Source organism: Gottfriedia sp. NPDC056225, from assembly GCF_042267765.1.
GTDB lineage: Bacteria > Bacillota > Bacilli > Bacillales > Bacillaceae_G > Gottfriedia.
Genome location: NZ_JBHJTJ010000006.1, coordinates 101,427 through 127,521 on the forward strand (window position 1 = coordinate 101,427; position 26,095 = coordinate 127,521).

The following is a 26,095-nucleotide window of genomic DNA, read 5'->3' on the forward strand; positions in this document are numbered from 1 at the left end:
GAATTGTTGAGTTATCAATACACATTTAATAAATAAATCAAATCAATCAACTTTTTTTCAAAACATATGTAATTAAGAATTAACGTTTCATTTTATCTCATTATATTATAATAACATTTTTTCAAAATAAAAGTATTAAAAATTAACTAAAAAGACTACCCAGGAAGCAACAAATACTCTTTAACTTACAAAGTTGGCTAATTCCCGCACATTACTTATTTAATACAAATAAAAGTCAATAGCTGTTTATCTACTGACTTCTATTAATTAGATGCAATAAAATTTAGTTTCCTTGCTTAAGTTTAATGAAGTTTTCCTGAAGCTGCTCTAAGCGCAATTTACCTTGTTCGCGTTGAACTTTATTTTCTTCTTCAATCGCTTTCGTTTCTTGCATACCCTTCATAATGATATTCCAAGTCTCTTCCATCGTCTCAATTTTAATGCTAGGCGCACCTGATAATCTAGCAATATCAACACTTTGCTGTGAAATTGTATTTGCATTGCGTAATAATAATTCATTTGTTCTCTTGTCTAACTCATCCATCGATTGTGCTACTAAATTTTGTCTCTTTGCCGAAATCGCATTAATTAATGCCGTTTTAAAGATTGGAATTGTTGTTACAAATGCTGAGTTAATTTTACCTATCAACTTTGTATTACCGCGTTGTAACATACGAATTTGCGGTGCTGATTGGTATGCCACTTGTTTCGCCATTTCTAAATCATAAGTACGTTGTTCAATTAGCTCTATCGCATTTTTTAAAGTGTCTAATTCCATCATAGCAAGTTGATTACCAGTTCCAGCTCTTTCTGTTAATGCAGGAAGCTGAGTTTTTAGCTCTTCGGCTTTCATTTCTGCAGCTACAATATATTTTTCTAATTCCAAATAATACATGACATTTTGCTCGTAAAGTTGTTCTAATGTATTTGTAGATGACTTCATTTCATGTTCATACTTTGTAATTTCTATATAAACTTTATCAATTTCAGTCCCCATTGATTGATACTTATCAAATAACTTATCGATTAACTTTTGTCCGCGATTAAAAATTTTAGAGAGAAATCCTTTTTCCTCTGCAAAATCCTTCGCATCAAAGCGGTCCATAATTTTACCCAATTGCTTTAATAGAACGCTAGATTCTTCCATACTTGAAGCCTTAATCGTATTTAATATTTTGCCTGAAAAAGTTGAAATTTCATTCGCTGGTTCTTTTCCATACTCTAATAAAGCAATTTGATTTTTGTAATCGATTGAATTAGTTAAACGATGTACTTCCGGTTCATTTCTTAATTGTAATTTCATTTCATTTGGATTAGCTTTTATGATTTCATCTTGATTTTCTAAACTAGTAAGTGTATTTACAGACATTTTAAACTCCCCTTTATTTAACTATTTTTTTAAGTAGCGTTTTAATTATTGACTGTCCAGGTGCACGTAATGCTTGAAACTCACTATCAAAAGTAACCTCATCAAGCCAATGAGAGTCAAATAACTTGTCGTCTACGAATAATTCAATATCATTCTGACCTGTAGGATTAAGTAATACTAGATCGATTCCAAACTCATTTAATAATAGAAGTAATGCTGCATCAGTTCTACTTAGCTCGCCATCTTTTTCAGTATTATAAATAATTAATTTCGGTATTTGCTGAGTGTAATCAAATTGTTGTAGTAATCTTAACACTTCGTTTGGTATATTCATTGATTGACTAAATAAAAATAGTTGTGTTTGTTCCCTTGTTTCGTTCGGTAACACTTTAATATTTACGCGTTCAACATATCTAGAAATTGCAGAAGCAAGCCCAAACTGTAATCCACTTGGTAGTTCTTTATATCTCCACCAATTACTAGCCATCATTTTATTAGGATCAAGTAAGCCATCAGGTCCTAAAGCATTTTGATAATGATATTGTTGGTTCCCTTTAGCTAATTGACTAAAAGGAAATTTATCTATTTTAAGTGTTAAATTCGACTCAGTTAATTGATTAATCTTTTCCCAATACTCACGGCGATTTTTCGTTACACCTAAAATTTTTATAAAGAAAACCGGTACTTCAACAAAATTAGCTTTTACTTGGAAGTTTGGGCGTAACATTGCTCTTTCCTTATGTAAAATGAATAATTCGTCATAGGTAGTCTTTAATGTAATTGATCTTGGAGCATAATTTCTAAATTGCCATGGTTTATATAATAATGAATCATCTGTATGCAATAATTTCTCAATTTCCATAGATGCTCTATGAGCAACCGTACTCTTTCTAACTGGTTTTTCGATTGGAAATGGTAATAACGCACTCGATGAAGGTAATATTGTTATTTCATTTTTCTCTTGGCCTACAAAATTAGCTAATAAATCTTTCCCTTCAGGATGAAATATAGCAATATCAAAGCCTAATAATATTAGTAAGTAAAGGAAATAACATTCACTTAAAGACGTGTCACCATACCATAATATAAGAGGTGAATTCTTAGGAAAATCCTCAATCCATTTATTCACATGATTATGTAACCATTTCACTAAATCAACTATTACTCTCCTAAAATTACTATCTAGGAATCCATTTTTATGCGAATCTTTAAACGTAGTAAATACAGCTTTAATTTGCTCGCGAATATATCTATGTATATACTGATTCTCATGTTTAGGAATTAATCTCTCACCGTCAAGGAATGCAATAAGTCTGTTTACTGACAACCCGTTTTCAGCAGTATTTATTGTTAATATTCTTTGTACTGCTTGAAACAGATCATTCGAAATTGTCTTGTCCAAACCTTCACTTAATAGAAACACATTTAGTGAATCATCGTGTACTAGTTCGTATAGATTTTCAAAATACTCATCTTCGTCAATGTTTGTCCCTAAAATTCGCCAAGCAACTTGATTGAAACTGATTGATTCGCTTTCCTCTTCGTAAGAACGTCTTAATGTAGATGGTTGTTTTAAACTACTCAACCAATCATGCTGATTAATATCCATCTTTTTTGGGTTAATCGCAGACATATTTAAATACTCCTCTCCGATGTAATTATTTCGCTTTAGGTTGCCCGAAAACTACCGACATGCCTTCACGAGTTACTACCCAAGATGAACCAAATTTACGTATCGTACCGTCTGGAAAATCATTTATTCTTTTCCTTAATGTTGAATCATTGATTCCCCATTCTTGACACGCCTGACGCGAACTAAGTAAGCTTGGATCGTTTAAATTTATCGTATTTCTTTGTTTACTCAAAATCCCACCCCTAACTTCTACATATTATCCAAATATAATACTTATGAGGTAAATGTAACTCATGAACCAAAGGGTGATACTGTATGAGAACATTACTTAATAGGAACAAGAGATTCCTATATTTACTTTTTAAGTGATTACAACCGTCATTTTATTTCATTATAAATCCATTTAAGGGAATTATTTCTATTCCTTTTAGTTTTAACTATTTACAATCTAGGACATCGTTAGAAATTCGTTCTTGTTAAGATAGACGTTGTTTGCCAAAGTTTCATCCAAAAATTGACCTATTTTTAGACTACTCCTCTCCTCTAATGGCATTTTCATTTTCTAAAGATGTACTAAACGATAAAGAAAAGGGGAATTTGAACGTTCCCCTTTTAACTATTACTTTTTATGCTGATGGAACCTTAAGCGTCTAAGCCGTAATCTCTAACTAATGAAACTAAACCGCCTTGGTATCCACTACCAATTGCATTGAATTTCCACTCGCCATTATGACGATATAACTCACCAACAACTACTGAAGTTTCGATTGAGAAATCTTCACCTAAATCATAGCGAACTAACTCTTCACCGTTTGATTCGTTTAAAATACGAACATATGAATTACTTACTTGTCCGAAGTTTTGGTTACGTGCTTCTGCGTCATGAATCGTAATTGCGAATGCAATCTTTTCAACTGAAGCAGGAACGTTTGTAAGATTAACTGTTACTTGCTCGTCGTCTCCATCGCCAGCACCAGTTCTGTTATCACCATGGTGTTCAACTGATCCATTTCCACCTACAGTGTTATTATAGAAAACAAAATCTTGTTCAGAAGCACATTTACTAGCGCCATTTAATAAAAATACTGATGAGTCTAAATCAAAGTCATTTCCACCATGGTACTTATTAGTGTCCCAACCTAAACCAACAACAATATTTGTTAAACCAGGATTTGTTTTTGTTAAATCTACTTTTTGTCCTTTTAATAAATTTAATGCCATTTTAATTGCACTCCTTTTTTCTTCATATTATTTATTCATTTATTTATTGAAAACGTTGAACGATTTTATCAAGCGCTATATCTTTTGTTCCTTCTCCAACTGCTGAGAATTTCCACTCGCCATTATGACGATAAATCTCACCAGGGAATAATGCAGTTAAACCTGAATAACTATCAGTGATATTATAGTTTACTAACTCAGAGTTTGAAGCTTTGTCTACTACACGGATAAATGCATTTTTAATCATTCCGAAATCTTGCTTACGTTGAACACAAGCATAGATATTTACAACAAATACAAGTTTATGTACATAAGAAGGTACCTTATTCAAATTAACAAATACTTGCTCATCGTCACCGTTTCCATCACCTGTTAGGTTATCGCCAGAATGTACTATACTACCGCATAAGCTTCTTTTGTTCCCAAAATAAATTACATCACTTGCACTTCTTAACTTGTCATTTTCATCTAACATTAAAACGGAAGCGTCACAGTCAATGTTTTCTTGTTTACCAAATCCGAAGAAACCACCACTTTTTTTCACTGGATCCCATCCTAGACCTACAGTTAAAGAAGAAAGTCCCGCTCTTCCTTTTGTAAGGTCGACTTTTTGACCTTTTTGTAAAGAAATTGCCATATGCTATTAACACTCCTTATTATGTATTAATCACGTTTCCGTGATTTATAGTTTCATAATATCATATAAGATTTTGAAAAACTATGAACATATTAGTAATATTATATATTTTATTTTAGTGAATTCATAATGATATATAACATCCCCCAGATTTTACTAATGTATGAATTCATAAAAAGTATTTACTTAAATTTAGTAAAAAAATGCACCTCTAAACGTTAGTGGTTAACTAACTTTCGAGGTGCATTTCATTACTGTGATGATTTTTTTACACTAAAATCAAAAATGTAAACTGGCAATCCACTTTATAAATCCTTGATTAAATGAATTTGTTCCAGCTTTTTTTACTTTAACCTTTGCTACTGGGCTTGTGTTCCCACTCTTATCTGTAGCTGTTATTGTTAAAGTCGTACCAACCTTTAAGTAAGATTTAATTGTAATCGTAAATTTACCACTACTATTAGCAGTTGCTTCTCCTAATTTCGTCGAACCACTCTTAACAATTACCTTAGATCCTGCTTCAGCCGTTCCTGTAATAGCTTTCGTTTTATCTGTTACTGAATTTACACTTGGTGCTTTTGGCGGTGTTTTATCGATTACTTTTACTTGAACTATTGAACTACTATTTCCTGCTTTATCAATAGATACAACTGATAATACTGTACCTGCCTTTAGCTTTGATTTTAAAGTAATGTTAAATTTCCCTGCTTTGTCTGCAGTACCTTGTCCTACAATTGTTTTTGCTACAGAAATCTTAATTGTTGAACCAGCTTCACCTTTTCCTGAAACTTTCGTATCGGAATCTTTTACTGCATTCACAACTGGTTTTACTGGAGGTGTTTTATCTGCAACTGTTACTTGAACTTGTGAACTTTTATTTCCTGCTAAGTCAACGGAAACAATCGTTAATACTGTTCCAGCTTTTTGTTTTGTAATTAAAACATCAAAGCTTCCTTTAGAATTTGTTTTTACTGAACCTAGAACCTTATTCCCAACAGAAACAAATATAGTTGAACCTACTTCTGCGGTACCAGTTACATGAGTATCAGTATCTTTTACTAAATTAACAACTGGTTTCATTGGAGCTGTTTTATCCACTACAATGACTTCAGTTACCGGACTCTTATTACCAGCGTTATCTGTTGAAACAACTGATAATTTTGTTCCTGCAGTTTGTTTTGATGATAGTGAAACACTAAAGCTACCATCTTGTTTCGTTGCCGATTGCCCTAAAACCACACTTCCCTTTGAAACTGAAATTGTCGTTCCTGGCTCTGCTTTACCTATTACAGTCGTACTATTATCTTGTACTTGATTCACAACAGGCGCGTTCGGAGCAGTTTTATCACTTACAATAACTTCTACTCCATCACTTTCATTATTTGCTAAGTCGACTGCCGTTACCACAACTTTCGTACCAACTACTTGTCTCGAAATCTTAATTTCGAAGTGACCATTACTATCTGCTATCCCGTTAGCGATTTCTTTACCATTCACTTTTGCAATCACTTTTGCCCCTGCTTCGGTCGTTCCGGTAATTTTCTCGTCTTTATCAGATATAGCATTTACGACTGGCTTTATAGGAGCTGTCTTATCGACTACAATGACTTCAGTTACCGAACTTATATTACCAGTGTTGTCTGTTGAAACAACTGATAATTTTGTTCCTGCACTTTGTTTTGAAGATAATAAAACACTAAAGTTTCCATCTTGATTTGTTACTGATTGACCTAGAATTACACTTCCTTTTGAAACAGTAATTGTTGATCCCACCTCTGCTTTACCTGTTACAGTTGTACTATTATCTTGTACTTCATTTACAACAGGCGCGTTCGGTGCTGTTTTATCACTAACAATGACTTCTACTCCGTCACTTTCATTATTTGCTGAGTCAACCGCTGTTACAACGATTTTCGTACCAGCTACTTGTTTCGTAATCTTCATTTCAAAGTTGTCAGAGTTGTCCGCTATTGCATTTGCGATTTCTTTATCATTTACTTTTGCAATTACTTTTGTTCCTGCTTCAGTCGTTCCAGTAATTGTTTCATCTAGATCAGAAATAGCATTTACTAATGGAGCTTTCGGTTTCGCAGTATGAGTTCCTACTAATTCTTTCGTATCTCTTACTCGTATACGATTTCCTTCTGAGAATTTACCTGCTAGTCCCGTTGCCTCTAACGTATCTCCAATATTCAAGTTTGGTACTGGACCGCTTTGATTCACAACATATCCATCTGTGAATACTAATGTTGGTCCTGAACCATCATCGATTACATAGGAATTATCATCATACTTAGAAACTACTTTACCAATTACTTTAACTAATTGACCTTGATTTTCATCGTTATTTGAGTCTTTTGTACTGACAACTTTAGCTTCAATTTGCGTTCCTTTGCCAAGCTTCACAATACTTTCTGCAAAGCTACCAAACTCTAACTCGAAGTTGTTTTCAAAGATTTTTATATGACCATATACGCGTACTTTGTCTCCTACTTCTAAACTACCTGCTGGTACATCGTTAAAGGCCATAATTCCACCAGTACTGTCTTGAATATAAGCTGCATCAAAGAACGAAGTAGCTGTAACAGTTCCTTCAACAACGACATTCGTACCTTCAGTAAGCTTACGCGCATCACCAATTGATTTTACTTCTGGATTAATCTGAGACAACCAATTTACAACATTTACAGCAAATGGGTCATTTCCTTTTGGATTATATGTTTGATCCATTTGTTTATCATTAAAGATATTCATACCTGAAACAAACACTCTACCATTTCCTACTTGTTCAGAAGCAATAATCGGTATGCTAGAACCACCAGTAACTTGATCTAGTGGAGGTCCATTTTTCCCATTAGAAGTTTGAACATTATATTTTACAGTATCCGGTTTAATAGTAGTTGTATCTTGGAATGTAGACTCATTTCCTTTAGCTAAAACTGTGACAGTATCACTGTCAGTCAATCCGACTTTATTTCCAGAACCGTCATTTTTAGCAAGACTAGATCCACTATAGTATTCAATAGTTGGAACGAAGTCTGTTAACGTCGTTTTTTTGTTCGGTGTTGGGTGTAATCTTACAGCATAATTAGCTGTCAGTGGTGTCCCCCAGAAGTTTCCGTCAGTTGTTTCATCAAAAACTCCATCATTGTTTACTAAAATACTCGAACCTACACCAGATAAAATACTATTTACATTTTGATTTGTTGCACCAAAATTACTCTTTTCTGTTAGTAATAAAGATCCACCATTTTTCACGAAATTATTAATCTCGGAAATTTCACTTGCAGAATATGCCGTAGCTGGGTGAGTAATAACTAATACATTAACATTTTTCAATACTTGTTCTGTAAGTGGTGATGCATTTTCTGCTACTGTATAGCCTTGCTGCTTCATTAACGTTGTGAATAGTTTAAAATTATCTTTATATGTGCCAGTGTCTTGTTTCGAATTCTCATTATTATGAGACCCATCAATCATGACAACTTTGTTTAAAGGAGCCTTAATCGTAAATGATTGCTCGTATTTATTATTACCGAGGTCATGTCCGTCAGCTGCCGATAAAACAACAATAATTTTATGTGTACCTGGAACTGGGTTCGTCCATGTAACACTAGCACTTGCCGATGTATTAGATGGCAGCGAATCGATTGCAGCATCCGCAATAAAATGATTAGCATCAATACTGTCATAATAGAAATGAGCAGTTACTTGTTTAACATCTAAAGTTCCTTGATTGCTAATTCCCGCTGTTAAATTAGCTGAAAGTCCGCCAATAATTGCTCCATCTTTTGTCGTCACATCACTAACTTTTACTGCTAAGTCTTTCTGTTGTGACCAAATCGGAGCTGAGTAAATTTGATCCCCATCTTTTTGTGTTACTTTAACAACGAACCATTGTTGTCCACCAACTACAGTAAAGCTTGGCTTCCAGTTAAATGAAGTTGAATCTGTTGTCGGAACATACTTATCTACCACTGTTCCATGATTTGTAATTAATTCTACTTTTGTGATTGCATCGTTAGAAGCAGTTTTAATATAGCTATAATCAGGATCACTCGCTTGTTCTAAAACTGGATCTTTACCTGATATGTTAAAATCTAAAGTATCAGTATCCACTGTTGATCCCATGTAAAAACCACTTGCAGATACATCCAATGTAAAGTTTGGATCCTCTGTCATGTAAACACGTTTGTTTTTCATTGCATCAAGTAAAGCATCTTGACTTAAATCTTTTGCTACGATTACAGTACGCTTTTTCGTTTGCCCCCATGTTGCATCATGATTATCTTCACCATAAGTTGGTGCAACATGCCAGCCGATATCAAGTGCACTATAGTAGCTATCTTCAGCGTTCGCATAAGAATACTTTCCTGATCCGTTCCCTACTTCAAGCATTGTGAATAGCTTGTCTAAATTTTTGTTATAAGGGATGAAGTTATCGAATGCATTTGCAGACATTTTTGGATGGTTGAATTGCGCTACAATATTGTCGTATGTTAATACCCATCCATAATACTTTTGTAAATTTTGATAAGCTCCACCATCTACTACACGATCAATAAAGTTCTCTGTTCCAAATACATTTGAGTGACCCCAAGTAGTTGATGTCATTTCAAACGCAGGGAATACAACGAATTTACCATCTTTCGTATATTGTTTTGCTAAATCCTTTGTTAACTGCCAGTTTGCACCGCCTGTTCTCTCTTTAAAGCCTTTACGATCAACAGTGTCTTTATTAACAAGGTCTGAATCGATATCGTGAGAGTGATCTGAGAATGCGAAGAAATCATAATGATACTTTTCAGCCGCTTTTAACGCTTCTTCAGGACTTCCTGCAGCATCATGTGAAATATTCGTGTGGTTGTGCGTTGTTCCACGATAATGATTTCCACCCGTAAATCTTTCTGTAACTGTGAATTTCCATGTAAAGGTAGAAGGATTATTTAATTTATCCTTAGCAGACACTAATATTGTATGTTCACCTTCAGCTAATTCATTAGCAGTTGTAAGATTTAATTTAATTTCTGTATCATTAATTGTTGCGATTGAAGTTTTATCTTGGCCATCGATTGATATAGCTGCTGATGAAAGATTAATTCCGCTTGGATCATCCATTTTTACAACGATTTCAGGATGTCTAGAATCAGTTTTATCACCATTTTCAGGTAACTCATTATAGAATTTAGGACCATCTTGGTCATCTACTACATTTACTTCTAAAGGTTTTGAAGAACTTCCTACTGCCTGTTTACCTTCAGCATTTTCCGCTTCGATATAATAGTAGAATTTTAACTTTGGAACATCTGCTTCTAAAATTTTCCCATTATAATTAATATGGTCTGCAGTTTCCATAATTACTGAATGATAAGTAGCCTCGTTTTCTCCTTTATAATAAAGCGTAACTGAATCTGCGTTCTTTGCAATCGCATTAAAAGAAGCGTCCATTCCTGTATATGCTTTTGTAACCGGAGTATGTGTTAACACTAATTGTCCTTTTACATCACTTGCGTTTCTTGGAATAAGAAGATAGCCACTAGTAAAAGGTGCAGCTTTTTTATATTGGTTAACTATACCTGTAAAAGTATAAGATTGACCTTGTTCAATATTACCTAAAGATCCTTGAATACGTACGATTGCTAAATTATCGCCTGATTCGTCGCTTACTGTAATATCGTAATTTGGACCATCTGTTGGAATATTTGTGACTTTTCCAGTAAATGACACTAATTTACTTTCAGTTGCTTCATTTAGCTCACCAATTGTGATACTTTTAGCTGCCGGTGTTTGATCATTTCCTACGAAGCGAATAGCTGTTGGAATAAATTCCGTCATCCCCGCTGTAAATACAACTCGTCCATCGATGCTATATTTATTGCCAGCTTGAATCGTAGTTGAAGGATTCATGTGATTCGTAACATTGATTGCACCAGTAGAATCTTGAATGAAGAAATTTGTATTCACATCACCATTAGGCTGATTATCTGTTGTTGCTACTCCTTCAATTGTAGTGGAATAGCCATTATTAATTGGAAATCCTTTGTCATCATTTTTTCTTAAATCACTAATTGAAGTAACTGATTTTGAATTACCAGCCACATCTACTCTAGAGTAATAGCTTTCCTTTTGAGTAGGTTGTGAAGAATCAGTTTCTGTTAAATAGATTGCTGAATGATCACTTGAATCTGTCAAACTTAAAGTAAATGAACCGTCAGATTCTGCTGTTACTTGCCCGCCACTCGTTAATTTACCTTCATTCTCAAAATAAGCTTTTACAGTCGATGAAGCAGGTACTGAGCCAGCTTGTCCCGTTACAGATGATGCCCCATTCGTTTTTGTATAAGCTATTTTAGAATCATCTGGAGAAAGCATAAATTTTGAGTTATGGACAGCCATTTCATCGGAATAGTTCGCACTTGTTGGTTTATTTAAGACGAAATCTTTTGAAGGGTCTTTTGTAAACCAGCCGTTTCCAATTCCGTATGCTGAACGTGGGTCTGTACCAATATTTGTTTTACGTTGAATCGTACCTCCACCAATTGTAGAGTCTGAAATTGGACTTCCCCAATATAAAGGGTTTTTGTATACTGCTGTACCATTCGTAAATGCTAATAAATCAACTGCATCTGGATCATCAACACCAGTAACAGCAGTCGTTTTCTTTGCAAGTACTAATGCGCCACCTGTTGAACCACTTGGGTTTAACGTAGTTGTAATATCTGGAGTAACCGGAAGTGCTTGTCCCGTCGTACCCGTACTACCTGCTATTAAGAAGTAACCATGTGCTTTAATAACGCCTGATAATGCTTGCCCAGCTCCAAAGTTCATTGTTGATGCTGAAGTATAAGCAATTGACCAACCCGTTAAATTAATATCTTTATCTGTATTATTATAGAGTTCAAAAAACTTTGTTTTGTAGAATGCTCCCCCATTACCACCATTTACATAGATTTGGCTAAATACTACGTCACCTGGTGAAATTACTTTTAGGTTTTCAGTTGGACCTGTATAATTTACGGCAGTCTTTTCACTAGGACTCTTTTCTGCTTCTTGAGCAACTAGATTAACGACTGATTTCATTTGAGGATTTGCAAATGTTACGTTAAATGAACCATCTGCTGCCGCTGTTGTAGTAGCTACAATTGTACTGTCATCAAAATAGACATTTACAACTGCATTACTTGCAACTGCTCCTGCAGAACCTGATACATTTGTATACGAATCAAAAGAAATTTTTGTAGCGATCGGAGCAGCTGTTTTCTGAACAATAGTACCTGAGAAATTGACTGAAGCTTTATCACTTTCAGCTTTCCCGTTTTCTTGTGCAGTAACATATACAACCGATTTTGATTGTGAATTGGTAATTGTAGTAGTAAATGATCCATCCGCAGCAGCCGTCGTCGTACCAGCTAATTTATTATCATCATAATAAACCTTTACAACGGAATTATTTGCGACTGCTCCCGCATTTCCAGTTACTGTTGAATTTGTAGAATAATTTATTTTTGTTGCGTCAGGAGTAGCTGTTTTTTCTAATGTTGGAGATCCAATCGACTCACCGTTAATAACGATGTCAGCAATACGACTTGTACCTGACGTAGTACTAAAATTAGACCCATCATTTTTGGCAGCTAATGCTGAATTGACAATCCATCTTAAGTAAACTGAGTTCTTGTCGCTTACTTCACTTGGCAACGCTACATTGATTAATTGTCCCCCACTTGACCATGTAGCATTTCCATTTGAAATAGATCCATCGGGTACATCAACCCATGTATTTTCATCTAAACTATATTGAAGTTTAAAATCTTTCGGACCTGTTGCAGAACTATATTGTTTAGATGAAAGAGTTATATTTTCATAGTTTTTCGTTGTTAACGAAACTTCCCAATATGAACTATTATTTGACCATGTATTTGCGTTAATAACTGAATTTCCAGATGGGCCGGCATTATATCCAGTAACTTTGGAACCAGTCGTTGTTATATTACTAGTCATATTTTCAGGAATTCCAGAGGACGGTGTAGTTACTTGCCCGTTACTAAAATCCCATTTCGCTAAAGTAGTTGCGGCGGCTGCTTTTGCCATTTGTGGACTAACTGTTGATAATAGCAACAGTATCGTAGTCAAAAGACCCAAATACCTTTTGTATCTTTGCATTATTTTGTGCATGAAAATTTCCCCACTTTAATTATTATTTCAAAACAACTAAAATCTTTCTTCAAAAACACAAGACTATTTTACTATTGGGAAATAATGGTTCAGTTTCGTCCCTCCCTTCATCAAATGTAGTGTTCGCCCATTAACTATATTATGTTTAAACGAGCAATTTCTACAAAATTTGCTAAAAATTACAAATTCTTTACAATTATATAACAATTCTGTAATGTTTACTATGTACGATAACAATATCTTTCTATTTTATTTCCCGGAGGAAACAAATGAAAAATAGTATTTTTTTCTTAACAACAAATAAATTACGTCGTTCTTTTCCCCTATTTTTATGCATTCTTATTTTTTTTAGCACATCATTTGTAACTGTTGAAGCTCACTCATTAAGCGCGAGCTACACGACATTAAATCTTTTAAAATCAAAAACTACAATGAACTTTGCTTTAGATGAAGTTTCCGTCATGGAATTAACTGGTGGTGATGTTAATAAGAACGGGATGTTAGACCAAAATGAATTTGAGGCAATTAAGAAAAAAATTGAATCTACTATCCAAAGCAACATCACTTTAAAAATTAACGGAGAAAAACAAAATTGGACAAAAATAAATAAGCTGGAGCTTAATCGAAAAGGCGATGCCACACAACTGATTGTTAATGTTGATTACCCGGCAATCCAACCCTCTCAATCTATTATGCTATCTGATAGTTTGTACAAAGATGATTCAAACACGAGTACTACTTATGTAGATTTATTGAAGGTGAACTATGGGAAGGAAAGTAGTACTGCCGCTCTTTCAGATGAAGGTCGTGTGTGGTCTATGATCCTAAGTGACAGTGCGTATGAGGGACTAAGCAATGATACGAATACAATTCAACCTACAAAACAACAGCCTGTCATAACAAAACAGTCCAATCCGGACTCTACTACAAGCCCATCTTCTAAAGGATGGATTTCATTTTTAAAACTCGGTATGAATCATATTCTCACGGGTTATGATCATTTACTGTTTTTACTTTCGTTACTAATCGCAAGACAAAGTTTTAAGCAGTTTGCAAAAGTAATTACTGCTTTTACAGTCGCACATAGTTTGACATTAACATTAACAGTTTTAGGAATTATTTCGATACCTTCTTATATTGTCGAACCTGCAATTGCACTGAGTATTTGTTATGTAGCAATTGAAAATATATTCCGTAAAAACATCAATCATCGGTGGGTATTAACGTTTATTTTTGGATTAATTCATGGAATGGGCTTTGCAGATTTATTAACCGCGATGCATCTATCAAAAAGTGAATTAGCAGCAGATTTGGTTAGCTTCAACCTTGGAATTGAAGTGATCCAACTTTCAATTGTTCTTTTATTATTACCATTATTAACACAATTACATCGCTCGAAGTATTCAGGAAAGGCAATTATTTCTACCTCTAGCTTTGCATTTATATTAGGTGGAATTTGGTTATTTGAACGCATCATATCTTAAAATGGAAAGAGTGAATCCTTTTGCGAAGTATTGCTATTGAAAAACGAACGTCTGCTGGTTCTAATCGACATTTTCTAATCATTATTAGTTTAATCATTGTGTTTCTTTTATACTTATCTTCCACTACAGGCTTGAGCTCTGTTTTTTCGACTGCAAAACTACAAGTCTTTAAAATGGTCTTTATTAGTATTATTATCGAGGCCTTACCTTTTGTTTTAATCGGTGTATTCGTTTCAGCAATTCTTCAAGTTTTCGTTACGGATCAAATGATTCAAAGATTTATACCAAAAAATCCTTTTTTAGGTATTATTGCAGCTAGTGTTTTAGGAATCATTTTTCCGATTTGTGAGTGTGGAATGGTACCTGCTATTCGTAAACTAATAAAAAAAGGAATGCCACTTTATGTTGCCGTTACTTTTATATTAGTTGGACCAATTTTAAATCCAATTGTATTTCTATCAACTTTAACTGCTTTTCGAAATCAGCCAGTTGTTGCATATTATCGTATGGGACTTGCATTCATTGTTGCACTAATCGTCGGACTGATCGTTTTTCAATTTGTTAAGTCAAATCAATTACGAGATCAAGTCGACCAAACTAAAGAAAATCATCACCATCATGATCATCAGCACGATACAGCATCTCTACCAGTTAAAAACAAATTCATTGAGGTTTTGGGTCATGCAGTAAGTGAATTTTTTGAGATGGGTAAATACTTAGTATTTGGTTCGATTATCGTTGCCCTACTTCAAATTATCGTTTCTCAAAATAGTTTGATTGAATTAGGAAACAGTGGTCCTGCAGCAAACATCCTTATGATGGGTCTTGGTTTTATTCTATCCCTTTGTTCAACATCAGATGCTTTTGTTGCTCAATCTCTACAAACGATTTTTACAAAGAGCTCACTAATAGGTTTCATGGTTTTTGGGCCAATGATTAATATTAAAGGGATCCTGATGATGCTTGCAGTGTTTAGATCTCGATTTGTTCTACTTCTTTGTACATTGGTTTTCATTTTTGTACTAATTGGAACGTTAGTCTTGCAGTCTATTAATTTATAAAGGCAGTGATTTACTATGAAAAATAAAATTAGTTCCACGACGATTCATCATTTTATTAAAGCTGCTATTCTCTTAGGACTTGCTATCTATATTTTTCAATTAACGCTTACTGACGAAATACTTCAATTTATCGTACCAGAGCTTGTAATCTATATAAAAATTGCAACCGGCATTCTGTTTATTGTCGTAATCTCTCAAATATATATAGCCGTCCTTTCATTAAAAAGACATGTTATTATTTGTGATTGTGGTCATGATCATAGTCACGATCAAGTTTTTGGCCATGAGCACCATCATTTATTTAAAAAATCAATTTTGAAGGATATTTTGATTTATAGCCTATTTTTATTACCTCTGTTTCTTGGGTATCTGTTACCAAACCATGCGAGCTCAAGTTCTCTTGCTAGTAATAAGGAAATGAATTTTAAAGGGTTGGCTGTTCAATCTTCATCTAGTGGACATGCTGTAGAAGTAAAAGGAAATGAGGACCCTGCGCTTAAGAAACTGTTCAAAACAAATGTATATGATCAAGATTATGCAAAGCTTGGAATGCGATTATACAAGCAAAATATAATTGAGATGAAAGACAAATGGTTTATCGAAAAACTTCAATCAATGAATACATTTGTCGACAATTTCCAAAATAAACAAATTAAAATTAAGGGGTTTATCTATCGAGATCCTAAATTAGCAGGAAATCAATTTATTGTTGCAAGAATGGGAATGACTCACTGTATCGCTGATATTTCACCATTCGGTATTATTGCAGAATCAACTGATGCACAGCAATTTGTCAATAATTCATGGGTAACAATTACTGGTACGATCGGTAACACTAATTTTAATGGTCAAACGGTTATAAAAATAAACGTTGAAAAATCAGAGCCAGCTAAATCTCCAAGTGTTCAATACGTATATCCTGACTGGAACTTTGGATCAAAGCTATAGTTAAAAAACTTATTTTAGAGGTGTTATCATGGGATTAAAGTATGGAAGTCTTTTCTTAGTACTCCTTCTTACTTATTATAGTTTAAACCACTTTTATCGAAATAAAGAGCGTTTTTCTAGTACGATCCATTCAATGATTTCTTTATTGGTTGGTGTATCATCAGCTACTATCAGTTTCTTATTCATCTTAACTATAAATTACCATTTGCTAATCTCTTTCACTTTGGACGTCTTATTAGCAGTTTTAATTTTAGTTATAACTAAGAAACTATTTAATAAAGGAATTACTGATATGTTAGCTTCTCTACTCGGAGCATTTGTGGGGACAACAATCGGATACATGACATTCACATCAAGTATAACGATCGTTATTGTGGACGTTCTGTTTATCATTTTTATTTATTTATTATTATTTTTCATTGATCGAAAACTAGTTTCAAATTCACCTCAAAAAAAGAAGCATATAATAGAAGGAAAAAACGAGAGAATACTCATTGGGTCATCAAACAGTACAGTACTATTAATTTCAGCCCTTCTTATATGGGCAATTATTTTTACAGTGAATATCGATAAAGTAAAAGTTGGTGTAATTGGGCAACCCCAAAAGCAGACAGCAAAACAAGATGACCAAAATGACCTTCAATACGCAACAATTCACGTAACTGCTTCAGGTTTTAGTCCGAAAAATACAATCTTTAAACCTGAGACAATGACTAAAATTATTGTTGATGTAGATAAAGGAAGCGCCGAACACCCAAAATTGACCTCTGCAGACTTGGGTATTAATATTCCATTGAAAACCGGCAAAAATATCCTCTTATTAAATAATCCTTTAAAAGGGGAATACCAAATTTCATTAGAGCCATCTAATTCAGTTGGTAAGTTACTTGTAAAATAAATATAAGTCCAAGGGCTTCGTCATAGTGAAAATCCGCAAGATAATTAGATTTCTTGCGGATTTTTTATGTTTCATGTAATTTAAAATAAGCATGCATAAAGGAATAAATGCAGTTAAATAATTTTACTATCTGAGGACTTTTGTAGTATGAATTAAAATATTCCAATTAAATTTAATAAATATTTACAGATTATCACACTTCTATCACAATTTTAATTTAGAATTTAGAAGTTGTTTATCATCTAGCTCATACCAAAAAGTAGATATAGAGGTGACTCAAAATAATAAAATCTCGCAAAATAGGGTTTTCTTTCTTAATTTTATTGATTGCTGCTCTTTATTTTCCATCCATTGCTTCAGCACATGCCTATATCGTAAAATCTACACCTTACGAGAATGAGACTTTTACTAAATCTCCACAACATATTCAAGTACGATTTGATGAACCAGTACAGTCTGCATTTCATTCTTTACAAGTTTTAGATGAATTAGGTAAACGAGTTGATTTAAACGATGGGAAAGTTAATAAGCAAAATCCATCAATTTTAGAAGGAAACTTAAAACCAAATTTACCTGATGGCAATTATCATATTGTCTGGAAGGTTGTATCAAGTGATGGACATTCAGTTAATGGGGTCATTCCATTTAGTGTAGGAGATGCTGGCAGTAAGATCAATACCTCTAGTAAACCTACACAACCTTTATCCAATACGGATGTAATGGGAACTTATTGGATTGAATACATTAGTTTATTTTTATTTGTTGGCCTATTATTTTTTGGCTTATTTGTTTACAAAAACGATAAAAACAATCGCACAATTGCCTTTAATAAGACAAAAGGTTTATTGTTACTCTCCTATTTCGGGCTATTATTTAGTGTCCTTCTTAGCCTGATTGTTGAGACAAAAAATTATACGAATGGAACATGGCAAGCCGTTTTTCATAAGAACTTACTAATGGAAACAATAAACAACACTAAGTTCGGAAGTGTTTGGATCATCCAACTTCTATTATTAATGGTGCTAGCTAATTCATTGTATATGGCTTGTAAAAAGGAACAAAAAAACGCATTTTATTGGTGGCTAAGTGCATTTGTAATCGGCGCTTTCTTATTACTTGCAAAAGCATTTATTGGCCATGCAGCAACGGAAAACGAATTTTTACCAATTTTGTTTGATTTTATCCACTTACTTTCTGTTTCAATTTGGCTAGGAGGATTAATAGGAATATGTTATTTACTTCCTAGAGTACAAATAGAAAAAGAGGCTAACGCAGACTATTGGAAAACCATCCAACGATATTCAAAATGGGCAACTATATCAGTTACACTACTTTTAGTAAGTGGTATTTATGCAAGTTTAAACTATATCCCTAACCTTTACTCTTTATTACATACAAACTATGGAAAGGTTTTATGTGGGAAAATACTTTTATTCCTTGTCATGTTGGTATTAGGCTTAATCCATTTTATTAAAGGAAGACGCAGCAAAAATAAATTAGGCAAATCAGTTTGGATTGAAATAAGTATCGGAATTGTCGTACTTGCACTATCATCTTTACTAACTAATCTGCCTACTGCAATGGAATCACCTGGTCCATTTACTGGAGTAAAGCAAAATAAAGGTTATTCAATATCACTACATGCTACACCAAATATAGTCGGCAAAAACACTTTTACAATTAAGATTAAAGACAAAAATCATAAAAACATCACATCTATTCAACAAGTTACACTTACCTTTAAAAACACTGATATGAATATGGGTAATAACACTACACAAGCTAAACAAGCTTTAACAGGTGTTTACGAATCAAAAGGATTTTATACAAATATGGCCGGACATTGGAATGTAAAGGTCCATATTTTAACAGATTCTCTCGATTCAATAGATGTAAGCTTTAACTATATCGTGGGTAGTAGATGATTTATTACATTCAAAGGAGACATAAATAATGAAAAAATTCATTTCAAAAGCAACTAAAACGATTGCCACAGCATTCGCTATGACTTTGCTATTTACTGGTATTGCAAGTGCACATGTTGTCGTTATGCCAAAAACTTCAACACCTGGTGCATGGGAAACTTATACAATGAAAGTACCAACTGAAAAAGATGTACCTACAACAAAAGTAACACTTAAAGTTCCTTCAAAATTTGAATTTGTTTCATACCAAGCAATTCCAGGATGGAACTTAACTGAAGCAAAAGATGCAAATGGAGTTGTCACATCAGTTACTTGGACTGCACAAAATGGTGGAATTTTACCAGGACAATTTCAACAATTTGTGTTCATGGCAAAAAATCCTGACTCAGAAGTAAATGGCGCATGGGATGCATACCAATACTATAAAGATGGCAGTATCGTAGAATGGACTGGTGACGAAAAATCAGAATCTCCACACTCAATTACAACGATCGTGAAGGACACGACTGTAAACGAAGCACCAGCTAAAACAACACAAGATACAACTAAGAAAACTGATTCTGAGAAGTCAAATTCAAGTAATACTTCATTAGTAATGTCAATCGGAGCAGCTGTTCTTTCTGTGATTGCTTTACTGATTGCACTTCTTAAGAAAAAATAAGTTTGATATAAAGCACGCGGAACACGAACAAAATGTGAACAATATTGATAAAGTTGTGAACTCCGTTGATATATCGCTGTTTCTCGTTGATATATTGCCGATTCCGGTTGATATAATGGCAAATCACGTTGATATATAATTTCTTAAAACCATTCCTCAATATAGTAAAAACTCCACAAAGAAAATTTGTGGAGTTTTTGTGTAATAGACGAAAATTCACCAACCGCTCTTCGTTACAACAATACGTTTGCCAATTAAAAATCATAATTAAATCATTTTAGGATATGTTATTTATGTTATAGATAAATTTAAGAATCATCCCTGTCACAAACTTCTACCCTATCTCGTTATATAAGAGACCCTATCTATAAAATCTTAATAGTAAATTGTTTAAATAGAATGGATGTGAAACTATGCAAGATCTTTACGAAAAGTACAAAAAGTTATTGTTTAAACTTGCATACCAGCTGTTAGGATCGGTTTCAGATGCAGAAGACGTAGTCCAAGATGTATTTTTAAAGCTATATGACGTTTCCCCAGACAAACTAGGCGAACCTAAGGCATATCTATGTAAAATGGTAACAAACCGCTGTCGTGACATACAAAAATCAGCTCGCAAGAAACGGGAGCAATATTTCGGAGAATGGCTTCCTGAGCCCCTTTACTATGCTGAAGACAATTCAATGAATTCAGTCGAACTTGACGATCAGTTGTCTTACGGAATGCTCGTTTTACTTGAAAAGTTAACTCCTACAGAACGTGTCGTTTTTGTCCTTCGTGAAGCACTTAGCTTCGAATATTACGAAATTGCTGAACTAGTAGAAAAAAGTGAAGCAAATTGTCGCAAAGTATTCAGCCGTGCAAAAGCAAAAATTGGAATTAGTACTGAAGAAGTAATTCATTCCAACTCTGCTTCCCAAGAATTAACACATAAATTTATCATCGCACTCAAAAACGGCAACTTGAATCAAGTCGTATCAATGTTAGACCAAAATGCTGTACTTATTGCAGATGGTGGTGGTAAAGTAATCGCCGCTGTGAATCCAATTAAATCAAGTGACCACGTTACAAAATTCCTATTCGGTGCGATACGGAAAGCATCAATGGTCGACGGAGTACCACATATTGAAATCAGTCAAATTAACGGCCAACCCGCTCTTATTCTCCGTTCCAACGAAGGAATTCACACAGTCGGCATGCTTCATATCGAAAATAATTTAATTCAAAATGTATATATAATCAGGAACCCAGACAAGCTGAAACATCTTGGAAAGTGAATTTAAAAAAGCGCGTGAGCATTCCACGCGCTTTTTTGTCATTTTTATTTTAGTCCAGCTTTTGTTAATCCAAATGCTATATCTGCTGATCCAGGTACTGCTTTAAACGCTATACTAATTCTATTCCAAGCATTTATTGCCATAACCGAGAATGTTAAATCAGATAATTCTTTTTCCGAAAATTGCTCACGAACTTCATTATAAACATCATCAGGCACACCATGCTCAGGCAATTTAGTCAAAATCTCCGTCCATGTTAATGCTGCACGCTCACGTGGACTGAATAATGTAGACTCGCGCCAAATAGGAATATGGTAAAGACGAAGCTCCCTCTCACCATGCATTTTAGCTTGCTTAACGTGCATATCTGTACAAAAACCACATCCATTCATTTGCGATGCTCTAATGTGTACTAAATGAAGAATTGCTTCTTCAATTGAACTCTCATTCTCTTCATTGCTAAGTGCCATCATTTTGTTAACGAATTCTGGTGATTGTTTCATATAATCAATACGTTGTGTCATAATTAATTACCTCGCTTTTTTTATTTAAGTCGGAAATATGAGTACCTACTCGAATATATAACGACTAAGTGATTCATTTTGTGACATTAGGAATAATTTGTATTATTCGAGCTAGGTTTTACCTCTGTTATTTTTCCAATCGTATATATAACGATTGGGGGTCTTTTTTTGTGACATATTATTTATGTAAAAATTAAAAACCTGCTCCTGCATACCAGGAACAGGTCGATATTCAAAAAATCTTCCGCTGCTGTCGATCATCCTTCAAAATTTCCACAGCTTCTCTAAATCTCTGCGAATGAACAATCTCACGCTCTCTTAAAAATCTTAAGCTATCATTTAAATCCGGATCGTCAGAGAGATCAATGATCCATTGATAAGTTGCTCTAGCTTTTTCTTCCGCTGCAATGTCTTCATATAAATCTGCGATTGGATCGCCCTTTGCTTGGATATATGCCGTAGTGAATGGCACACCGTCTGAGTTATGGTAGAAGAGTGCACTGTCGTGTGATGCGTAGTGGGTGTCTAGTCCGGCTGCTTTCATTTGGTCTGGGGTTGCGTCTTTTGTTAACTTATAAATCATCGTAGCAATCATTTCCAAATGAGCAAATTCCTCTGTCCCGATATCTGTCAAAAGTCCAATAACCTTATCGGGAATTGTATATCGTTGATTTAAGTATCTTAATGCAGCTGCTAATTCTCCGTCCGCTCCACCATATTGTTCAACTAAAAATTTGGCAAGCATGGGATTACAGGTACTTACTTTAACTGGATATTGTAACTTTTTTTCATAAATCCACATTGTTACTCCCTCCTTTTAAACCTGCCATGGCCATGGGCCTTTATGCCAGTTCCAGTTTTGATCTGAAAAACTGCTACCAAATTGATATAATGGGCCATATTTTGATTCAAAGTTAGCTTCAATTTGCTTTTTATATTGGGCATATTGGTTAAATTGGTTGATTGCATTTTGATCATCTGGATGAGTATCTAAATATAAAGTTAATTCTACAAGCACAAAGTCAACTGCTTGAAGCTCCTCTAAATCTTGATAATACTCTGGAGGAAGTTGCTGAGTCATTTTTTAATCCCTCCTAGCTTTATATGGATTTTCGTAATAGTCATAAAAAACCTTCCATAAAGTACCTTTTTTTAATGCCTCTTTGTATGAAAATTGCTCTAATCCTGGTGGCTGAAATCCTAAATATAAATGTGGAGGTGTTGAAAAGTATCTTTTCCCGATTGGTGGACACGGGTCATTTGGGCCATGAAAAACATCGTATGTTTTAACAGGGGTAAATTGAAGTCCTTGGTTATTTTCGTTCAAACTGATCACTCCCTCAAATAAAAAAACATCCACTATCTCCACTATATTCAAAGGAAATACGAAAAATGAATTTTATCATTCATTGAAAGTCCGATTATTGACTTCAAATGCCGAGCGAATGCCTGATTCGACTGCACCTTCAATCCATGCAGGAGCAGATGATGTATGTTCTCCAGCAAAGTGTACTTTCCCTTCAGGAGTGGAGATATATGGTGACAGTTCTCTATTTTGTTCAGGCTTGAACATAGAAAAAGCCCCTCCAGAGTATGGATAAAGAGCCCAGCTATGTGTGTAACCTGTTATAAATTCAGTATAAACTATACTACCGTGTATAGTGGCCAAGTCCTTCAAAGCATTCATTATACGGCCATTTTCAGACATACTATCCCAAATCAATGCATCGTCTTCCCAAGTATAGCTTGCCAGAACAATTCCTGATCCATTATGTCCATTATGATTACTAGGATAATATGCAAAACGTATTGGCAAGTCTGTTATTAATTTACCGCCTAATGTCCCATCTTTTTCCCAAAATCTAGTTTTAAACTGAAGTCCGATTTTTGTAGAAGGAACATAGTGTAATTCTCGAATAGCTTTCCATTTATAATAAGAAAATGAGTTTCTTGGAAATACTTCTATGAAATTTAATAATGAAAAGGGGATAGTAATAATGGCATAGTCGGCAGTTGTTTGATAAGGAAGATGGCTTGTATAATGATCAGAGTGAATGGTAACCTGATTATTTTCTTGTACAATTTTATTCATCTTTTGTCCGAAAAATAGATTGTCTTTCAATTGAGTTAAGAATTTTCTTGGTAGCTGATCATTTCCACCTGTAATCTCGTAAAACTTAATTTCTTTTGAGAGTAATACGATAAACTCTCTTAAAATAGCCGTAAAGGCAAGTTCAGGAAATCCCTCCATCCCTTGAAGTACTTTTACTTTTTCAACAGCACCAGGTGATAACGGAGTCCCGATCGGGTTATATCTTAAAAATGAATCCATTGACAGATTATCATAGTTTTCAATAATCGTTTTCCAATTTTCTTCAGGATTTTGATTTATAAAATCAGTTACAGATTTTAAAGACCCTTCAATTAACTGATCAACATTTACCCCTTTTTCATTAGCCTCTACACGATAACCTAAAATATCTGGATTTTTTTCATATAACTTTTGCGTTGTTTTTACTCCGTTTACATAAATGATATCCTCTGATTTCCCGTTTATAAATTCGTTCACTTTTAAATTAAACTTATTAATATATTCAAGAACAAGCTTGTGGTTAGAAGCAATACGCATTGCACCTAATTCCAAATATTGATCATTAATAAATGGTGCTCTTTTCGTAAAAATCCGACCACCCACTCGGCCATTTGCTTCTAAGATTGTTACTTCATGCCCTGCATCCTTTAATAAAGATCCTGCTACCAATCCTGAAATTCCCGCTCCTACTATAACAATCTTTCTAGGATTATTTGTCTTCACTAGTCCATTTTGGATTATATTTACCATTTCATCCTTTGATAAATGCCTATCAGGTGTAGTATTCATGTTTCCTCTCCTAAAAAATATTTTAGTTCATAAGATTTTTATTCAGTAAAATATTTCATTAGAATAACAAAACATTTTATGCATTAATTTTTTAGGTAATTTTTAACGGTTTGATTAATTATAGGTGTGATTTTTAACTCAATACTCTTGAACGAAGCATGATTTATGCTCATATCAACAAAATTAACGATTATATCAACAAAAACAGACGCTTTATCAACAAAAATAACCATTATATCAACAAAGTTCACAGCTTTATCAATAAAATACACAATGTGTTCGCCTTTCGCGGTAGCATAGCGTCACCAGCAAACAAAAAAGCACCCACTAAAAAAGTGAGTGCCCTTTCTAAAACATTATTCCTTCACAAATTCCTTCGTACTTCTAACAGTATCAATCTGACGAACCATTCCTTCAATTTCATCGCGCTTTGGTTCTAAGAATGGTGGTAATGATAGTTTCTCACCAAGTGTTTCGTAAGGCTCGTCACCCATAAATCCTGGTCCATCTGTCGCAAACTCAAATAAAATTTGTGGTGCAACTCTCGCATATAAAGATTCAAAGAAATGACGGTCTACATAGCCAGAGTTAGGTAAACGGAATGAATCTAGTCGTTTAATCCATTCTTTTAATACGCTTGTATCTTCTACACGGAACGCCACATGGTGAACAGTACCAAAGCCTTGGAAAGCTTGAGGTAGTATTTCATTATGCTCCGCAATAATTTGCGCTCCGTTTCCTCCTTCGCCAACTTCGAATAAGTGGAATGATTCTTCTTTATCAATTTCTTTAAATAAAAGTACTTTTTCGATTACTTCTTTAAAGAATGCAAAATTTGCTACGCGGATAAAGATTGGGCCAAGTCCTGTTATTGCAAATTCTAATGGAATTGGGCCTTTTTGCCACGGTGTGCCTGAAGCAATTCCTTTGTTATGTTCATCTGAAATTAATTGGTATTGTTGATCGTCGAAATCAACAAACGATAGTGTTTTCTTACCGAATTTTGTTTTTATTCCTGTGTGCTTCACATTTAAACGATCAAAACGTTTCTCCCAATAATCTAATGCTACATCGGTTGGTACTCGGAATGATGTTTTTGAAATTTCATTTGTGCCATGTGCTCCTTTTGGAATACCAGGGAAGTCAAAAAATGTCATGTCCGTTCCAGCGCTACCCTTATCGTCTGCAAAGAATAAATGATACGTTTGAATATCGTCTTGATTGACTGTTTTCTTTACTAAACGCATTCCTAAAACATTAGTAAAAAATTCATAGTTTTTTTCCGCACTGCTAGTTATTGCTGTTACGTGGTGTATACCTTTTAAGCCGTTCATACGAATACCTCCAAATGATAGTTTTTTTATATAAACTTTTTTATTTTGCGAATCTATAGCTGAAGAATAC

The 26,095-nt window shown here is 34.2% G+C and carries 19 protein-coding genes; 7 read left to right on the forward strand and 12 right to left on the reverse strand.

Annotation, left to right across the window (positions count from 1 at the left end):
* Positions 1 to 283: 283 nt before the first annotated feature.
* The 6 genes from ACFCYN_RS06790 to ACFCYN_RS06815 all read right to left on the reverse strand — a co-directional run bounded on the left by ACFCYN_RS06790 (position 284) and on the right by ACFCYN_RS06815 (position 13,032).
* Entirely contained in the window at positions 284 to 1,369 is a 1,086-nt protein-coding gene (locus tag ACFCYN_RS06790) for a toxic anion resistance protein (RefSeq protein ID WP_172446187.1), read from the reverse strand.
* A 13-nt stretch (positions 1,370 to 1,382) separates the two neighbouring features.
* Positions 1,383 to 3,002: a YceG family protein gene (locus ACFCYN_RS06795; RefSeq protein ID WP_172446188.1), complete on the reverse strand. Its 1,620-nt coding sequence runs from the start codon at positions 3,000 to 3,002 to the stop codon at positions 1,383 to 1,385.
* Positions 3,003 to 3,027: 25 nt separating this feature from the next.
* A complete protein-coding gene (locus ACFCYN_RS06800) occupies positions 3,028 to 3,234 on the reverse strand; it encodes a helix-turn-helix domain-containing protein (RefSeq protein WP_216853919.1) in 207 nt (68 codons plus the stop codon).
* 410 nt (positions 3,235 to 3,644) lie between these two features.
* Positions 3,645 to 4,223 carry a TerD family protein gene (locus tag ACFCYN_RS06805; RefSeq protein ID WP_172446189.1) on the reverse strand — a complete coding sequence of 193 codons (579 nt, stop codon included), beginning with the start codon at positions 4,221 to 4,223 and terminating at the stop codon, positions 3,645 to 3,647.
* Between the two features lie 43 nt (positions 4,224 to 4,266).
* The gene (locus ACFCYN_RS06810; RefSeq protein ID WP_172446190.1) at positions 4,267 to 4,860 is read right to left on the reverse strand and encodes a TerD family protein; all 594 of its coding nucleotides are present in this window, start codon (positions 4,858 to 4,860) and stop codon (positions 4,267 to 4,269) included.
* 279 nt (positions 4,861 to 5,139) lie between these two features.
* Entirely contained in the window at positions 5,140 to 13,032 is a 7,893-nt protein-coding gene (locus ACFCYN_RS06815) for an Ig-like domain-containing protein (RefSeq protein WP_375948340.1), read from the reverse strand.
* Positions 13,033 to 13,301: 269 nt separating this feature from the next.
* On the opposite strand from ACFCYN_RS06815, the gene ACFCYN_RS06820 reads away from it, so the two are divergent.
* The 7 genes from ACFCYN_RS06820 to ACFCYN_RS06850 all read left to right on the forward strand — a co-directional run bounded on the left by ACFCYN_RS06820 (position 13,302) and on the right by ACFCYN_RS06850 (position 21,286).
* Positions 13,302 to 14,516 carry a HupE/UreJ family protein gene (locus tag ACFCYN_RS06820; RefSeq protein ID WP_172446192.1) on the forward strand — a complete coding sequence of 405 codons (1,215 nt, stop codon included), beginning with the start codon at positions 13,302 to 13,304 and terminating at the stop codon, positions 14,514 to 14,516.
* Between the two features lie 20 nt (positions 14,517 to 14,536).
* Positions 14,537 to 15,577: a permease gene (locus tag ACFCYN_RS06825; protein WP_375948342.1), complete on the forward strand. Its 1,041-nt coding sequence runs from the start codon at positions 14,537 to 14,539 to the stop codon at positions 15,575 to 15,577.
* A 15-nt stretch (positions 15,578 to 15,592) separates the two neighbouring features.
* Complete coding sequence (locus tag ACFCYN_RS06830) at positions 15,593 to 16,525, forward strand: TIGR03943 family putative permease subunit (protein ID WP_375948344.1); 933 nt, start codon at positions 15,593 to 15,595, stop codon at positions 16,523 to 16,525.
* A gap of 28 nt (positions 16,526 to 16,553) precedes the next feature.
* Positions 16,554 to 17,423 carry a hypothetical protein gene (locus tag ACFCYN_RS06835; RefSeq protein WP_375948346.1) on the forward strand — a complete coding sequence of 290 codons (870 nt, stop codon included), beginning with the start codon at positions 16,554 to 16,556 and terminating at the stop codon, positions 17,421 to 17,423.
* Between the two features lie 323 nt (positions 17,424 to 17,746).
* Positions 17,747 to 19,348: a copper resistance protein CopC gene (locus tag ACFCYN_RS06840; protein WP_375948347.1), complete on the forward strand. Its 1,602-nt coding sequence runs from the start codon at positions 17,747 to 17,749 to the stop codon at positions 19,346 to 19,348.
* Positions 19,349 to 19,376: 28 nt separating this feature from the next.
* Complete coding sequence (locus tag ACFCYN_RS06845) at positions 19,377 to 20,009, forward strand: YcnI family copper-binding membrane protein (protein ID WP_172446197.1); 633 nt, start codon at positions 19,377 to 19,379, stop codon at positions 20,007 to 20,009.
* A gap of 413 nt (positions 20,010 to 20,422) precedes the next feature.
* Positions 20,423 to 21,286: an RNA polymerase sigma-70 factor gene (locus ACFCYN_RS06850; protein ID WP_375948349.1), complete on the forward strand. Its 864-nt coding sequence runs from the start codon at positions 20,423 to 20,425 to the stop codon at positions 21,284 to 21,286.
* A gap of 44 nt (positions 21,287 to 21,330) precedes the next feature.
* On the opposite strand, the gene ACFCYN_RS06855 is transcribed toward ACFCYN_RS06850, so the two are convergent.
* The 6 genes from ACFCYN_RS06855 to ACFCYN_RS06880 form a co-directional block, all read right to left on the reverse strand.
* The gene (locus ACFCYN_RS06855) at positions 21,331 to 21,810 is read right to left on the reverse strand and encodes a carboxymuconolactone decarboxylase family protein (protein ID WP_375948351.1); all 480 of its coding nucleotides are present in this window, start codon (positions 21,808 to 21,810) and stop codon (positions 21,331 to 21,333) included.
* A gap of 232 nt (positions 21,811 to 22,042) precedes the next feature.
* Positions 22,043 to 22,612, reverse strand: coding sequence for a manganese catalase family protein (locus tag ACFCYN_RS06860; RefSeq protein WP_172446200.1), 570 nt, complete (start codon positions 22,610 to 22,612; stop codon positions 22,043 to 22,045).
* Between the two features lie 15 nt (positions 22,613 to 22,627).
* The gene (locus ACFCYN_RS06865; protein WP_098170825.1) at positions 22,628 to 22,891 is read right to left on the reverse strand and encodes a spore coat protein CotJB; all 264 of its coding nucleotides are present in this window, start codon (positions 22,889 to 22,891) and stop codon (positions 22,628 to 22,630) included.
* A 3-nt stretch (positions 22,892 to 22,894) separates the two neighbouring features.
* On the reverse strand, positions 22,895 to 23,137 hold the full coding sequence (locus ACFCYN_RS06870) for a spore coat associated protein CotJA (RefSeq protein ID WP_172446201.1): 243 nt from the start codon (positions 23,135 to 23,137) through the stop codon (positions 22,895 to 22,897).
* A 75-nt stretch (positions 23,138 to 23,212) separates the two neighbouring features.
* Positions 23,213 to 24,691, reverse strand: a complete 1,479-nt coding sequence (locus tag ACFCYN_RS06875; RefSeq protein WP_375948354.1) for a flavin monoamine oxidase family protein — start codon at positions 24,689 to 24,691, stop codon at positions 23,213 to 23,215.
* A 356-nt stretch (positions 24,692 to 25,047) separates the two neighbouring features.
* Positions 25,048 to 26,025: a ring-cleaving dioxygenase gene (locus ACFCYN_RS06880; protein ID WP_375948355.1), complete on the reverse strand. Its 978-nt coding sequence runs from the start codon at positions 26,023 to 26,025 to the stop codon at positions 25,048 to 25,050.
* Positions 26,026 to 26,095: the final 70 nt, after the last annotated feature.